The sequence below is a fragment of the Aliinostoc sp. HNIBRCY26 genome (assembly GCF_050235535.1).
In the GTDB taxonomy this organism is placed as follows: Bacteria; Cyanobacteriota; Cyanobacteriia; order Cyanobacteriales; family Nostocaceae; genus Trichormus.
Genome location: NZ_CP189852.1, coordinates 5,915,121 through 5,931,065, shown reverse-complemented (window position 1 = coordinate 5,931,065; position 15,945 = coordinate 5,915,121). Strand labels below are relative to the sequence as shown.

At 40.5% G+C, this 15,945-nt stretch carries 11 protein-coding genes; 5 read left to right on the top strand and 6 right to left on the bottom strand.

Annotated elements, in window-relative coordinates; genetic code table 11:
* Nucleotides 1-83 precede the first annotated feature (83 nt).
* A complete protein-coding gene (locus ACQFX9_RS25085; RefSeq protein ID WP_427159288.1) occupies nucleotides 84-2,531 on the top strand; it encodes a GAF domain-containing protein in 2,448 nt (815 codons plus the stop codon).
* 33 nt (nucleotides 2,532-2,564) lie between these two features.
* On the top strand, nucleotides 2,565-4,070 hold the full coding sequence (locus ACQFX9_RS25080) for an ATP-binding protein (protein WP_427159287.1): 1,506 nt from the start codon (nucleotides 2,565-2,567) through the stop codon (nucleotides 4,068-4,070).
* 134 nt (nucleotides 4,071-4,204) lie between these two features.
* Here the strand turns inward: ACQFX9_RS25080 and ACQFX9_RS25075 are convergent, their stop codons facing one another.
* The 6 genes from ACQFX9_RS25075 to ACQFX9_RS25050 all read right to left on the bottom strand — a co-directional run bounded on the left by ACQFX9_RS25075 (nucleotide 4,205) and on the right by ACQFX9_RS25050 (nucleotide 11,515).
* Nucleotides 4,205-6,739 carry a DUF3769 domain-containing protein gene (locus ACQFX9_RS25075; RefSeq protein WP_427159286.1) on the bottom strand — a complete coding sequence of 845 codons (2,535 nt, stop codon included), beginning with the start codon at nucleotides 6,737-6,739 and terminating at the stop codon, nucleotides 4,205-4,207.
* A 205-nt stretch (nucleotides 6,740-6,944) separates the two neighbouring features.
* On the bottom strand, nucleotides 6,945-7,061 hold the full coding sequence (locus ACQFX9_RS25070; protein WP_427159285.1) for a photosystem II reaction center protein I: 117 nt from the start codon (nucleotides 7,059-7,061) through the stop codon (nucleotides 6,945-6,947).
* Between the two features lie 270 nt (nucleotides 7,062-7,331).
* Nucleotides 7,332-8,048: an acyltransferase gene (locus tag ACQFX9_RS25065; RefSeq protein ID WP_427159284.1), complete on the bottom strand. Its 717-nt coding sequence runs from the start codon at nucleotides 8,046-8,048 to the stop codon at nucleotides 7,332-7,334.
* A gap of 842 nt (nucleotides 8,049-8,890) precedes the next feature.
* Nucleotides 8,891-9,058 (bottom strand): hypothetical protein, encoded by a 168-nt coding sequence (locus ACQFX9_RS25060; RefSeq protein ID WP_427159283.1) that lies wholly within the window; start codon nucleotides 9,056-9,058, stop codon nucleotides 8,891-8,893.
* 746 nt (nucleotides 9,059-9,804) lie between these two features.
* Nucleotides 9,805-10,476 (bottom strand): response regulator, encoded by a 672-nt coding sequence (locus ACQFX9_RS25055; RefSeq protein ID WP_427159282.1) that lies wholly within the window; start codon nucleotides 10,474-10,476, stop codon nucleotides 9,805-9,807.
* Nucleotide 10,477: 1 nt separating this feature from the next.
* Nucleotides 10,478-11,515: a sensor histidine kinase gene (locus tag ACQFX9_RS25050; protein ID WP_427162994.1), complete on the bottom strand. Its 1,038-nt coding sequence runs from the start codon at nucleotides 11,513-11,515 to the stop codon at nucleotides 10,478-10,480.
* Nucleotides 11,516-11,959: 444 nt separating this feature from the next.
* Here ACQFX9_RS25050 and ACQFX9_RS25045 point away from each other — a divergent pair, with 444 nt between their 5' ends.
* The 3 genes from ACQFX9_RS25045 (at nucleotide 11,960) to ACQFX9_RS25035 (ending at nucleotide 15,944) form a co-directional block, all read left to right on the top strand.
* Nucleotides 11,960-14,041, top strand: coding sequence for an S-layer homology domain-containing protein (locus ACQFX9_RS25045; protein ID WP_427159281.1), 2,082 nt, complete (start codon nucleotides 11,960-11,962; stop codon nucleotides 14,039-14,041).
* A gap of 131 nt (nucleotides 14,042-14,172) precedes the next feature.
* A complete protein-coding gene (locus ACQFX9_RS25040) occupies nucleotides 14,173-14,844 on the top strand; it encodes a hypothetical protein (protein WP_427159280.1) in 672 nt (223 codons plus the stop codon).
* A 353-nt stretch (nucleotides 14,845-15,197) separates the two neighbouring features.
* The gene (locus ACQFX9_RS25035) at nucleotides 15,198-15,944 is read left to right on the top strand and encodes a red chlorophyll catabolite reductase (RefSeq protein ID WP_427159279.1); all 747 of its coding nucleotides are present in this window, start codon (nucleotides 15,198-15,200) and stop codon (nucleotides 15,942-15,944) included.
* Nucleotide 15,945: the final 1 nt, after the last annotated feature.

Here is a 15,945-nt window from a genome sequence, read left to right as displayed (position 1 = left end):
CCGCATCGGATTTCTATATACACAATTGTTACTTTGGATTAAGTATATGACGGAATTCACATAAAGCTATCAATCGAGAAATAATGTTATTACCAAATGATGAAAACCGACGGCTCACATCATTACATTCCTATGAGATTTTAGACACACCACCAGCAGAAGTCTTTGATAATCTGGTGCAACTAGCAGCCGAGATTTTTGACATACCCATTGTTGTTATTGGTTTCATAGATGCTGAACGCGAATGGTTTAAAGCGAAACAGGGAATCAATGAATCGGAAATACCACGCAATATTAGTTTAGGCAGTCATGTAGTCGCCATCAAAAAATTATTAGTTATTCCAGATATTTTGCAAGATGAGCAATTCGGGAATAATTCCCTGATTTTGTCTAATTCCCATGTACGCTTCTATGCAGGTGTTCCTTTAATTAATGCTGATGGATTTGCTATTGGTTGTTTAGCAATCATGGATTTTGTTACCCGCCAATTTAACTATAAGATGCCAAGTATTTTAGAGAAATTGGCACATCAAGTTATGCAGCAAATTGAGTTACACAAAGAAAGGATAACTGCTGTTAAAGACCGGATACATCTCAAGAAAGCACTAAAATTTACGGAAGTCAAGTTAAAAGGAATCATTGAAGCGATTCCTGTACCATTAATTATTTCACGAGTAGTAGACGGTCGAATTCTGTATACTAACTCAGAATTTATCTATAAGTTTCGATTGACAGCAGAAGCTTTAGTTAATCGCTGTATCTCGGAGTTATATCAAAATCCAGATGATCAGCAAAAGATTTTGGCAGCCTTGACACAAAACGGTTCTTTGATAAATTATGATATTCAACTTAAACGGTCGGATGGCACATTTTTCTGGGCTATTGCCTCATTACAATATTTAAAATTTAACAATGACTATGCGATATTAACTATACTTTATGACATTACAGAGCGTAAAAATGCAGAAGCAAAATTGCAAGAACAGAATTCATTTTTGCAAGGGATTTTTGCGCGGATACCTTTAATGATTGCCATTGGAAACGAAGACGGGAGAATTGAGTGGGTAAATCAAGAACTAGAAAAGCTGCTAGGCTTCAAACTCCAGGATTTCCAAACACGTAATGTCATAGAGGAATTGTACCCTGACCCTGAATATTATCAGTCTGTAATTAATGTGATGCGTGCTGCTGACGGTTCTTGGAATGATTTTAAAACTACATTAGCAGATGGTCGAGTTCTAGATACTTCTTGGACAAACCTCAGACTAGCTAATGGTCAAATTATTGCCATTGGACAGGACATTACAAAACGCAAACAAACCGAACGCACACTGAAAGCTCAAGCTGAACGAGAGCAACTCATGCGGACTGTTTCTCAAACAATACATAAATCCTTAAATCTGCCAGAAATTCTCAATGCTACAGTCAAAGAAGTCCGAGATTTACTAGGAGTTGATCGGGTTATAGTTTATCAGTTTGCGGCGGATATGAGTGGTCAGATTGTGGCTGAATCCGTAAAGCCTGGTTGGAAAGTGTCTTTGGGTGTAGAGATTCATGATACGTGTTTTCAGGAAGGTGCAGGAGCAGAATACCACCAAGGACATAAAAGAGCGATCGCAAATATTTATGCAGCAGGATTAACTGAGTGTCACATTCAATTACTAGAACAATTTCAAGTCCAAGCCAATTTAGTTGTACCCATCTTACTGGAAATTGGAGAAGAAAATCTCACTTCTCGCCTTTGGGGTTTATTAGTAGCACATCAATGTTCTGCACCGCGAAACTGGGAAGCACACGAACTAGATTTACTTGATCAACTTTCTGTTCCCATTGCGATCGCTATTCAACAATCTTGTATATTTCAGCAAGCACAAAACGAATTAACTGAAAGACAAAAAGCTGAAATTAATTTAAGAACTGCTTTAGCCGAAAAAGAAGTCTTACTCAAAGAAGTGCATCACCGGGTGAAAAATAATTTACAAATTGTTTCTGGATTATTACAGTTGCAGTCACAAAACCTCAAAGAACCGGAATTAATTAAAACTCTCAGAGACAGCCAAAACCGGATTGAATCAATATCAATGGTTCATAAGAACCTATATACATCCACGAATATCGGTCAGATTAATATTGCTGTATATGTCGAAAACCTAGTTACCAGTATTCTGATTTCCTACCATATAGCTCCAGGGAAAGTTATGGTAGAAACTGATATTAGTCCCATTGACATGAATATTGATCAGGCGATAGCCTGTGGTTTGATCATCAACGAACTTATGTCCAATTCGCTTAAATATGCCTTTAACGAACAAGAAATTGGCAAAATCACTATTAGTTTGTGTATTATAGACAACAATATCGAGATGACTGTTCAAGATAATGGTATCGGTTTGCCAGAACATTTAGATTGGCAAAATACCAATTCTTTAGGTCTTTCTTTAGTGCATGATTTAGCTACTGACCAATTAGAAGGTAATGTTACTGTACAATGTCTGAATGGCACATCTTTTAAAATCATATTTCCCCAATAATTCAGCATTGATTAATTAATTAAAAAGTGACCAATGACCACGACAAGAATTTTAGTAGTTGAAGATGAAGTAATTGTGGCTAGAACTATTACTAGTCACCTTAGCCAACTAGGATACACAGTTGTAGGTACAGCCTCTTCTGGGAAAGTAGCGATCGCCAAAGCCTTAGAAACTAGACCAGAGTTAGTTTTAATGGATATTATCCTCAAAGGAGAGATGGATGGTATTGATGCTGCGAGTTACATTCGAGAATATCTAGATATACCAGTAATATTTTTAACTGCTTACGGTGATGACCATACATTACAAAGAGCCAAGATTACTCAACCATTTGGCTATATTGTTAAACCATTCACGTCTAAAGACTTACGTATCGCCATAGAAATTGGTCTATTAAAACATCGCTTAGAACGAGATATTCGAGAAAATCGTGATAAATTAGCCACGTTATTAAATTCCATTAGTGATGCTGTCATTGCAACTGATGACCAAGGAATAATCACATTTATGAATCCTGCGGCTGAAGCCTTAACAGGGTGGAACCGACAAGACGCGATTGGGGAAGATGTAGCGAAAATTTTTAGTTTGATTGATGAAGTGACAGAAGCTAAAATTGAAAACCCCGTCAGAAAAGTTTTAAGAGAACAGCAGGTAGTTTATTTAGAAGAATTTACCTCTTTAATTACTAAAGAAGGTAAAAGAATCCCCATCGGTGATAGTGCTTCTCCGATTATGAGACCACCTGATCAAATTAACGGTGTTGTCATAGTTTTTTGGGATATCAGTGAGCGCAGAAAGACAGAATTATTAGAACAAGCATTGCGGAAAGAAAGAGAAGTTAATTATCTTAAATCTTTATTTATATCTACCGTCTCCCACGAATTTCGTAACCCATTAAGTGTGATTCAAACCGCAGTCGAACTCATAGAATTACAGGGAGAAAATTTAACAGAATCTAGGAAAGATATATATTTAAAAAGAATTAAAACCGCAGTACAATCCATGAAAAATTTAATGGAAGATGTCTTATTTATGGGGAGAGCAGAAGCCAAAAGGCTAGTATGTAACCCTCAAAAATTGGATTTGCGGAAATTTTGTCAAGAACTAGTTGAGGAATTTACATCTGTAATTACTAGTGGACATGAAGTTATTTTTACCTGTGCTAGTAAACTAACAGAAGCTTATGTAGATGAACAACTTTTAAATTATATATTAGTCAACCTTCTATCCAACGCCGTCAAATATTCTCCCCATAATGAAGTGATTCGCCTTGATTTAATTTGTGACCAAGAAAAGAATATCGCCATTTTTGAAATTCAAGATGAAGGGATTGGTATTCCTGAAGCCGATCAAAAGCGTTTGTTTGAATCATTTTATCGAGCTTCTAACACTCAATCAATCGAGGGTACTGGACTAGGCTTAGTTATAGTGAAAAGATGTGTGGAAGCTCATCAAGGAACAATTAGTTTTAGTAGCCAAGAAGGTCAAGGAACTACATTTACAATCACCTTACCTTTAGAGGGGAGTAATGAGTGCTGAGTGATGAGTAATTGACTAATGACTAATGACTAATGACTAATGACTAATGACTAATGACTAATGACTAATGACTATTGACTATTGACTATTGACTAATGACTATTGACTAATGACTATTGACTATTGACTAACAATCAATTTTCCTGTCTTACGCCACCCACTACTGATCTGACTCCACCGTCGGAAAATGGATCTGTTCCACCTGTCCAATTGAAATCACTAATTCTGATCGTGAAACCACCTAATTCCAGCACAGGGTTATAGCGTAAGGTGATGCCATAGGTGCGCCGACTATACTCTACAATGTAATCGGTGGTACTTTGTTCGCCTGTATCTAAGTTAATAGACGTTTGAAAGCCTAATCTTAAAGGGCCATAGACTTGTTGTGATATACCAGCACTTAACACCCGGTTGTCTACAGAACGGTCAAATAAAAATGGTGATAAGCCACTGTTAACACCTTGGGAATAAAAAATATTAAAGGCGGTATAGTCTAAAAATGGTCGAGAGAAGTGTCCAATTTGTCCGACTAAGCCGACTGTACCAGTGAGAGTGCTTTGATTATCGCCATTGGTGTAGTAACTGCTAGTCCCAGTCACACCAGCAACGGCTTGCAAGTATGGGACTACAGGACGAGGTGTATATTTTAATCCTTCTGTGGCTGTGGCTGGTAGTGGTTTTCCCTGCCATAGCAAAAAACCTCGGTTGAGAGCTACGCTAGTTTGAAAACGTCCCAAGGAAATGCGATTATTCTCGCGGATGGGATCTAGCAAGTCTAGGCGGTCTGTATTGGCGTTAATGTACTGCGCGCCTGCTTGATAACTGAGATTAATCCCACTGTCACCTAAAGGAATACTGGGGGAAGTAATGACACCACCCAAACTACTTTGAACGGTTTGGAAACCGAGGGTACCGTTATAGAGGCGATCGCGGTAACTATATTCCCAGTTTAAAATATGGGGGTTAGTATCACCCAAGGTCTGACGTAAGCGCAAACTGGCTTTTAAATTCTGATCTACTTCGTCTAAATTCAAACTAGTGAGTTCTCCAGAACCTTGAAGTACAGCTTTGGGACTTAAAATAGCGTTTAATCTCGCCTTGATCCCAAACAAGGAAGCAGTATCATCTCCATCTTGGAAGGCTTTCTGGACAAAAAATTGGGGTGTAACCCGTAGAGTTGTTTGGTCTGTGTCGATGATGGTGAAACCCCGTTCCACAAACAAACCTCCCCGCTTATCTCCATCAAAGCCTGGGGAAACAATAAATGGTGTTGTATCTCGTTCTCGTCGGTCGATGCGTCGCTGATTGAGGGGGATGGGTAAAGTCAAGCCTTGGTCAAATACTAAGCGTTGTCGCTCAGTATTAATGCGGTCAATGAGGGGAGCTTCCCTAGTTAATGTTACCTTATCGGCTCTTAATTCTAGTTCTGGGGGCGAAAATGGGTCATTAGTAATACGGACATTTCTCGCTTGCCAACCACGGGGATAAAATTCAATTTGTCTAGCTTCAAATCGCAGTCGTTTGACTTCACCACCGGCTTTTGGTGGGGGAAGATTACTGGCGTTGGCTGTACCGCCAACGGTAAATTCGATTCCTCCAGGACTGCTAACGCCTGTAGTGGGTTGATTAGCACGAATGCGATCGCTTGGGGGATTGGCTGGAACTCCTCCAGTTGTGATATCCGTAGGTAGGAAAGCAAAATCTGTTGATGCGGTGGGGATATTAATCTCACCCCTACCGTTTTCTAGTTCCCCACTATCTTGTAAAAAATTATAGGTAAAACGCTGTCCCCGTAATACCTGATCCCCCCTGGTGAGTGCAACGTTACCTTCCCCGGCGGCGATTAAGTTGTCTAAATTCACCTGTACGCGGTCTGCATCTACGACCGCACCATCAAACCGTACTACCACATTCCCCTCAGCCGTGACAATTCGCCGTTGTTCGTCGTATTCTTGGCTATCTGATGTAATCTCGACAATTCTCCGGCGGACTACTGGCGGATTGGTTGGAGATTGAGCCTGTGCGTTGGGAGGAAAGGCGATCGCAGCCGGAATTGACGATGGGGTTGTTGGATTGCGGGATTTAAACTCAATAATATTTTCAATGGCTTGATTTGCAGGCGCACTATCAGCCGCAGTCACTGAGAGATTGAGACTATCTCCAGACTTCTGTAGGGAAATATTGTCTTTGTATTCTTGCTTAGTAAAATCTTCATCCTCAGTGATGGCTTGCGCCTGATTGCTGGTTTGGGGGGGTGCTTGTAGAGAATAGTCTAATGGTTGTTGGATGGGATAACCAACCTCCAATGGTTCACCCAAATTCGCTGCACTTGGGACATTACGGGGGGAAAATTCAGGCGCAAAGGCTTCTGGCGCGCTGGTAGCTACTGGTTGGGGAGTAACTAATAAATTCTCTGACTGATGATTGCTAGCCTCATTTTCCCTAACTTCCTCTGGCGGTTGAGCATCTGCATGGGGTAATTTTTCCCCCTGCTCCCTGGCTCCCTGCTCCCCTGCTTTTTCACTTACGGGAGGGATTGAAGTTGCGGCTTGCTGCTCAACATTGCTAACTGAAGAAACTTGCTGATTACTTGCAGATACAGTGACATTTGCAGGTTGTATGGGTTCAACAAGGGGTGGTGGTGCTGGGGGAAGGGGGGGATGAAGCATAGGGGAACACAATCAACCTAACAAATAGCCAGTTTATAGCCGGAAGGACTATTTTATCCTTTTGCCTTCCGACTGTCGCTTTCTGCTTGTGTATAGCACGCTTGCGGAAAGGACAAAAGACTGCAAGGTAAAAAACCTAGCAGCCAATGTCTATCACATTGGCGGTTGCTAAATTCCGGCTGTTGCAGATATTTTGTCTAGTTGATTACTCTAAATCCTGACGGCCGGGGTTACGAGCTGGGTCATTAGACAAAAATCCGAACACGAAAATACCTACAAAGAAAGCTACAACAATATAAACAGCGATTTTTAAAGTTACCATCGGTGATCTCTCCAAGAAGTTATGACAAAGGGCTTTTCCTTAGTATCTGCTGTGCAGAAAAGATAGCTCCTTTATATTACCCACAGATCGCTCCCTTTGGAGAGGACTACGGTGAGAGTTCAGCACTAAATCCTCCGTAAAGAGCAAGTTGGGGTATTTGTCAAACTGGGAATCAAAGGGTAGATGTCCTAGATGTATTGTGGATGCGATCGCATCATCGCTGTTTTTATCTGATTATGAGACGCTGGCTCAAGGCTAAGGTTTCCCAAATTAACACTCAACCATCCCCAATGGTTCATGACCATTCACTGATACTTGCGTGACTCTGCTTTTAATCACCCGCGCCGGTACACCTACAGCCACAGAGAAGGGGGGAATATCTTTATTCACTACCGCACCAGCACCAATGACACTACCTTTACCAATAGTCACACCATCTAATACAGTCACCCCATGTCCTAGCCAGCAGTCATCCTCAATCACAATCCCTTGACAAGTCACACCTTGGTATTTAATAGGCTGTGTTGGGTCAGTAAAATTATGATTGTTAGCATAGATTCCTGAATGTGCTGCAATCAGACAACGCTTGCCAATTTTAATGTTTCCTGGGCCAGCAATACAAACATCTGGCCCAATAAACGTTTCACTACCGATATCAATACAAGTGTCTGCTAAACAACCAATATCAACATAACGCTCAATCGCTACTTCATCTCTGAGTAGAATTTTATTATTGATGTGTCCTCTAGCATCAAGACGTACACCTTTAAACAGGTGTACTCCATTGCCAACTTCAATACAAGAAGCGTTGATAAATTCCACTCCATCTTGAATGTAGACTGAACGCCCCATCTGAGCAAAAATCTTTCTATACAAGATATTTCTTAATTTTGCGCCTAGAGCTAATGTTGGTAAATCTCCTAGAACTGTGGTGAATAAAAGCTCTTGTAAACGCTGCCATTTTCCATTGAATCGTTGATTATTCATGACCTAATTATCAGATGAATGGTGTTAATAATGCCAAGGCTATAGCGTAAGTTAATCGTTGTTTTGGGGAGTAACATTCCTGCTGAAACTTATAGATTGAATAAAGAGAATTATGTATAACTAAAAATCTATTTCAGTTATGCAAATCTCATTAATCTGTAGATTGTATCTATTTTTATCTATCAGCATTGGTCAGCATCATGAAATATGCAAGATGACGCATATTCTCTGCACGAAATCAGCCTATTTATGACTGTCTGTTATTGCCCACGATTGCAAGATTATTCAGTTATAAAATTGGGTACGCGCTCAACTAATCACATAAAAGGTTGATGTAGATAAATATGGGTTTAACTACAAATATGGATACTTAAGAGTTAAACACCAGATGATTTAGTGTAGAGATTCTTTTAGCATATTCAGAGATTTCAACTACCTAAAATGTCTGTATCAGCAGCATAAGCTACAGATAAGCTCTGTGAATAATCCTCGAATATTTAACACTAAAATCCTTACAATAACCTTTATTTGTTAGTGATTAATACCAATTCACGAAAATCTTGAAACAGATCCAAATCCAAACACCCTTGTCAAGTCAGGATTTCTCAATTGCGTTAGCGTAGCAGGACGTTAGTCCATTGCGTAGCTTGCTTCCCGCGATAGCGAGTATTGCGAATTGTGAATTGGTATAAGCTATGTTGACAGCCCAATTTAACAAGATTTTTTCAACAGCAATATATTTTGTACAGTTTGAATTAATCACACGGAAAGTTTTATCTGTACAAATAAATATAATTGACGTTGCATTTATCTTGGTTATTCCTGAAGTTTAAATAACCAAGTTAGGGTGGAGTATCTCCCACTTCAGCCATCACATTAAAATTGACCATCGGTGCAAACAAGTAAGCTTTTCCCCGATTGCTATGACGGCTTTCTTGCAACGAATTTCTAGAGTAAATTGCTCTAATCATGTTGCACACAGATGATTTACAAACTAACAACCAAATCATGTTTTGAATTACATGAATGGATTTTGACAATAATTGTTTTCCAGCATAACACATTTTATTTTATAAATATCAACCCAAAGAAAGGAGTTTTATTTAATATTTCTGACATATGATTATCTAGCAAAATATAAATTTTTCTAATATAGAGTATTCATTAAATCATTGTTTTTCTGTAAACAAAAATACATTTGATTTTCTTGATAAATATCTAGTTGATCAGTGGATAAATTTGCACAAATAGTAACGAATAAATAGAATAATCCACTTTGATTCCTGAACTTGTTTACTTAGGGAGGTAACAGGGAAGAAGAAATATAAAGCAATACGGTTCAGTTAAGTGAATAGTAGGTTGGGTTGAGCGATAGCGAAACCCAACAAAGCCTTGATAATGTTGGGTTTCGTTCCTCAACCCAACCTACACCCGTTTTGTTTTGAACCTTAACTGAACTGTATTGAAATATAAAGTGTCATAATTTCTTGCATAAATCAAAGATGGTTCGTCTATAAATTGGGGTTAATTTTTATAATTTCTTAAAGATTAGTAGAATAATTAGCAAAATAGAATCATAACTAAAGTTAGGGAATCACTATATATATACAGGCTAAAAGCAGTGTTTTCTGGAAAAATTTCTAGACATCACCATTTCATTTAAATCATCGAGTTCTTATTACTGAAGAGTGAGTAATTTAGTAGACATGATGCGTTGCAGTATTTTGTAGTGATTCTTTTAATAAATAGAGTTTAACTACGGACTTTTAATTAAATGTTTTTGTAAAGCAACAAGCACAGCTTGAGTGCGATCGCTTACCTCTAATTTTTGTAAAATTGCATGAATATGCACTCGCACTGTCCCCGTGGCAATACATAATGTATTAGCGATTTCTTGATTAGTTTTCCCTGCCGCTAATAGTGAAAGAATTTCTTGCTCACGCCCAGTCAGTGGATTGGCAGGCTTGATGAGATTGTCTGATTCCGGTTGAGATAGTTCGTAGCTTAAGGAAGAACGAATTTCTTGTGTTGCCGTGGCATCCCACCACGAAGCACCCGCAGCCACAGAACGCAATGCCAAAACTAACTTTTCCGCCGCAATCCCTTTGAGACAGTAGCCTTGTGCGCCAGCTTCAATCAAGCGTGTAATTAACGGTTTTTGGGAATGGGAAGTGAAAACTAAAATTGGCAGGAGGGGATTTTGCTGTTTAATTTGTCTGCAAGCTTCGATACCACCAATTCCTGGCAAACCTATATCTAATAGCACCACATCGAGAAGATGTTGCTTGACTAACTCGATCGCGGTTTCACCATCCTCAGCCTCAGCGACAATCTCTAACCCTGGTTCTTGTTGCAATCGCACACGCAAACCTAAGCGGAAGAGTTCATCGTCCTCAACAAGTAAAATTTTAATGGGGATAGAGGACATTTCAGGCAGTTAGAGATTGAAAGGGATAAACGGGCAATTTGAACGCAAACATAGCACCAGTTGGGGTTCTGTTCTCTGCCCAAATTATACCCCCGTGGGCTTCAATAATTTGCCGAGATAGATAAAGTCCTAGTCCTGAACCTTTGGCTTGGCGTAGGCAAAGTTCCCCAAAAGTGTCACTATGTCCTTGATAAAATCGTTCAAATAAATGAGGTAACTGTTCTGTAGCAATACCTGCACCCGTATCCAGAATTTTCACCACCTGATAAGCATCTTGCGGTTCTAAAACTACTTCTACCCTCGCACCGCGCCGTGAGTGATTAATGGCATTTACCAAGAGATTGTTAAACACTCGTTGCAGTTGCAGGGTATCGCCCTGAACCCACAATGCACGTCGCCAATCGGAATCACCATAACTCACCGAAAGATGAACACGACGATTCGCTGCTAATGCAATCAAACTACTAGCCACCTCTTCTGCTAAGTTGCTTAAATCTACTGGTGCTAAGTCCAGTTTTAAGCCTTCAGTATCGTTACGATAGACATCTAGCAGAGTTTCTACGAGTTGTAGAGAAGTCTGGTGGCTACGTGCCATTGTGTCTAAAACTTGTTGTTGGGTGGGTGAGACGGGGCCAAATCTTTCTTGTTGAAAGGCAATAATTGTTTCAATTGCGCCCAACAAAGGTGTTTTTAAATCATGGGTGAGTGTAGAGGCAAAATCTTCTCGGAGTTTGACTAATTCCTCTTGGGATTCCAGCTTGGCGCGAGTCACGGCGATCGCTTCTTGGGAACGATGCAGGCGATCGCTTAACACACCAGTTACAATCAAAGCCATGACAGCGATCGCTCGACTAGCAACTGTAGATACCTTAATTACTTCACTTCCTGGTAAAAAAAGATTCAACATCGTTAAGCATACCGCTACAGTAGTGGCTTGAAAGTTTGCCATCCTGCCAAACCACGAGTTTGTCAACAATATTGGGCCTGTGTAAAGATATCCAAACACATACTCAGTGGGTGTTTTGAACTCCATCACCATCACAGTCACAAATAACCCTAATATGACTGCCAATCTGCTCGATTGTGATTTTTTAGTCAGTAATTTACTCAGAAATAAAAACATTTAAGATATAGGAATCCGCTTTGATTCCTGAAATTATTTGCTTAGGGAGGGAACAGGGAACAGGGAACAGGAAAGAAAAAATCAAAGTGTACCTAGCTTCGCAAAAATCAAATAGGAATCCTATATATAGGAATCCGCTTTGATTCCTGAAATCATTTGCGTAGTAAGGGAACAGGGAACAGGGAACAGGTTAGAAGGGATAAAAGTGTACTGAGTTCTTTTCAAAAATCAAATAGGAATCCTATATATTGTGAGATTAACTGTGAAAACGGCGTTGCATAAGTCTTTAGCTAATGTCCCTATTTGCCGTTAGTGTTGTTTTATGATGGTGTCATTTAAACAATCGCTGCTTTATTCCCAATGGTGAACACTAATCCCATTGCCACATTCTACGTCAACCCAGCTACGGGTAAAGATACTAACTCCGGTTCGCGGCAAAGTCCGTTTAAAACCCTGACTCGCGCTTTAAAAGTGACCTCCTCGGCAATTATTCAATTGGCTACGGGGACTTACAGCAGTACGAATCAGGAAGTTTTCCCCCTGATCATCCCAGAAGGGGTGACGGTAATTGGTAATGAAGCAAATAAGGGTGCAGGTATTGTCATTTCTGGTGGTGGAGAATATCCCAGCCCTAGTTTTGGGGTGCAGAATGTCACTTTAGTGTTATTAAATCAAACTAGTCTCAGGGGTGTGACTGTTACTAATCCCGTTGCTAAGGGAACAGGGGTTTGGATTGAATCAGCCGCCACCCAGGTAGCTAACAATACCTTTACTAACTGCGGTCGAGAAGGGGTATTTACTAGCGGTAGTGCGAAACCCGCTATTCTCGATAATGTATTTTTGCAGAATGCCGCCAGTGGTTTATTTATGGCGCGCAACAGTAAAGGGGAAGTTTTACGGAATGTTTTACAAAAAAATCCTTTAGGTATAGCTATTAGTGATTTTGCTGCCCCTGTAATTACCCATAATAAACTTTCAGATAATCGGACAGCGATCGCTCTATCTCGCAATGCCCGGCCGGTGCTGCGTCATAATCTGATTCTCAAAAACACTCAAGGCGGGTTACTCGTCAATGAAAATGCTGTCCCCGATTTGGGTAATACTCAAGATGTCGCCGGTAATGTATTCAGTGACAATGGCGGCTTTGACATTCAAAATAACTCGACACAGCCTTTGATTTCTGTGGGTAATCAGTTAAATCCTACCCAAGTCAAGGGACTGGTGAATTTTCTGGCGGCTGTGATTGATCAGCCCATTCAGTCAACTAACACGAATTTAGTTGATATTGCGGGACATTGGGCAGCAGCTTTTGTGGAAGCCTTAGTCAATAAAGGTTTAATTAGTGGCTTTCCTGATGGCACTTTTGCCCCTAATGCACCCATCACCCGCGCCCAATATGCGGCGATAATTGCCAAAACTTTTAATTTACCTACGAAAAATCAAGCCAGTCCGTTCAAAGATGTCAAATCTGACTTTTGGGCAGCCGCAGCAATTACTAAAGCCGCCCAAATGGGGTTTATTAGCGGTTTTCCTGATGGGACGTTTCGCCCAGGACAAAATCTCACTAAGGTACAGGCGATAGTCTCTGTGGTTAATGGTTTACAACTTAGTGGTGGTAGTCCGAATGTTTTGAGTGTATACCGCGATCGCGCCCAAATTCCCAGTTATGCCACCAACCCCATCGCCACCGCCACAGAAAAACAATTAGTGGTGAATTATCCCCAAACAGACCAACTCGAACCCCTACGAGATATTACCCGTGGCGAAATCGCTAGCTTAATTTATCAAGCTTTGGTCACAAGCGGCAAAGAAAAGGCGATCGCTTCACCTTATATTGTCAAAGTGGATGTAGCCTTACCCACCTTCACCGACCTCAGTGGACATTGGGCAGAAGCATTTATTCAAGGTTTGGCGAGTATGGGGATGACGCATGGCTTTGCTGATGGGAGTTATCAACCCAATAAACCCATGACTCGCGCCCAATATGCGGCTTTAGTGGCGGGTGCATTCAATCCTGCACCTAAAAGACCAGCAACAGAGTTTATTGACGTACCCAAGGAATTTTGGGCTTATCAGGCATTACAGATTGCGGCTAGTGGCGGGTTTGTCAGTGGTTTTAGCGATCGCACTTTTCGCCCAGATCAAAATGTTCAAAGGCTACAAGTCATCGTCTCCCTAGTGAATGGACTGGCGTTGTCAGCAAATAATAGCAGTGATGTCACTTATACTGATAGTAACACCATCCCTGAATATGCCCGTAAAGCCGTAATTACAGCCACCCAAAACAAAATCGTCGTTAATCACCCAGACCCCAAACTCCTCGCACCCACCAGGGAAGCCACTAGGGCGGAAGTAGCGGCAATGGTCTATCAGGCTTTAGTAGCAATTCAACGTGCGCCGAGTATTAATTCACCCTATATAATTTCGACAGTTAGCAGCTAAACCAGTAAAATGAGAGACATTGTTTTACCGATGCAATATTATTGGTAACAAATTCTACATTTTATTCCCAGGTTAGCTGCCTATAACGACGGCTAGATGATCTGTATATACCGCCAACGGCCAAAAGTCCCATGTCACAATCAATACCTCCTACTTGTGCCAATTTGGCCATCGCCCTATTAACTCACTATAGTTTTGACCTCAGTGGCCACAATGCTGGTGAGTTAGTTCATCGTTGGCAAAAACAATATCCGCCAGATTGGTTGCATTTAGCAGTAATTGAAGCCCTTTATCAAGGACGCTATAAGGGAATTTCTGTACAGCAAATTTTGGCATTTTGGCTGCGTCGGGGTCAGGCTATTTATCACTTCAATATGGAATTTGAACGCCTAATTTGTAGTCAATTTCCCCTGAGTCTGACAGCGACAACTACCAACACCTTAACTTTTCACCAGCCACCAACATCATCTAATCATTTTCTGCCGCCTGCGGTCACTTCACCCCCACCAGAAGAAAATAGCAACGGTGTTCACTCGATGAATGGCAAAGCCGCAGAAACAGTCAAACCAGCAGAGCTTCCCACCCCACCCAAACAATTAACAGCATCTAGTTTAGGTGTGGTGACAGAGGGTATTGAGCAGAAGTCAAATCTGGTAGAAATTAAAAGTCAACAAAGTAAAAATCCCACTATCGCTTTGAATCATCCCCCCATTGGACAGTTTACTCCCATCAAAAGCGATCGCTCTGAATCATTTACCTCTAAACTCAAAGCTATCTCCGGCGAACAGTTATCTAGTGCTTAATGAATCAGGCATTCGACTTGATTTTAGGGACTGGGGACTGGGGACTGGGGACTGGGGACTGGGGACTGGGGACTAGGGAATAGAGGTTTATTGAATTTTTTCAGAAATTAAATATATGTAATTTCTATATTTCCCTCTCCTTTTTCAAGGATATAGGAATCATATTTGATTTCTGCGAAGCTAAGTACACCTCTGTTATTTCTTTTCCTGTTCCCTGTTCCCTGTTCCTTACCTACGCAAATTATTTCAATAATCAAGTCGGATTCCTATATTAATTTCTAACGTAGGTGAGATGTTCACTTTAGACCCCACAATTAACTTAGTGAACATCGTGAGCAAATTGCAGATCAGACATGAGAGAACAACTGAATATCAATAGTGTCAGTGTATTTAATCACTTATCATCTTTGATGAGTGAACTTTATCAACAGCTAGAAACGCGGTTTGTCTTACATCCAGACTCTAGCACCAAAGATTTACAAACGTACAGCAGTCTAGATGGCAATATCACTGGTTCACTGCAAGCTTATTCTGGTGACGGTATTGATTGGCTGACTCATTCTTGGCTAGGAAATGCACAAAAATCATTTGCAGTTATGCGTTTAACTGTGTGGTTGAATGCCTCTAGTCTAGTTCCCCATTTAACTTTTGAGTTTGGGTTAATTCCGCAAATTTTTCTTTATATAGATTATATTCCTCGGATTGAACTATTAACAAATTTAGACTACTTACAAAAATATTATCAACCAGTTAATTCCACATTTTTACAATTACAAACTGATTCTCGCTTGACTCGGTTTATCAGTAAAAGTGTTTATATGCGCGCATTTCAATCTCCTGTGAGTTTGTGTTACACCAGCACATCACCGGAAGTTGTGGAAGTAATTTGCACAGTGGCTAAAAATACCTTAAATTGTTGGTTAACTTGGGTAGATACAGCCGAAGCGACACCAGAGAATGCAAAATTAGCCTTAGCTGAACGAGATTTATTTATTCGTCGTAGTTGTATAGAAAATGACCCCGACAACGACAAGGCGGTGAAGATGTTTGGTAAAGAATTAACAGAGAAACTGGTGCGATCGCTCTGTGGTAGCAAATAAT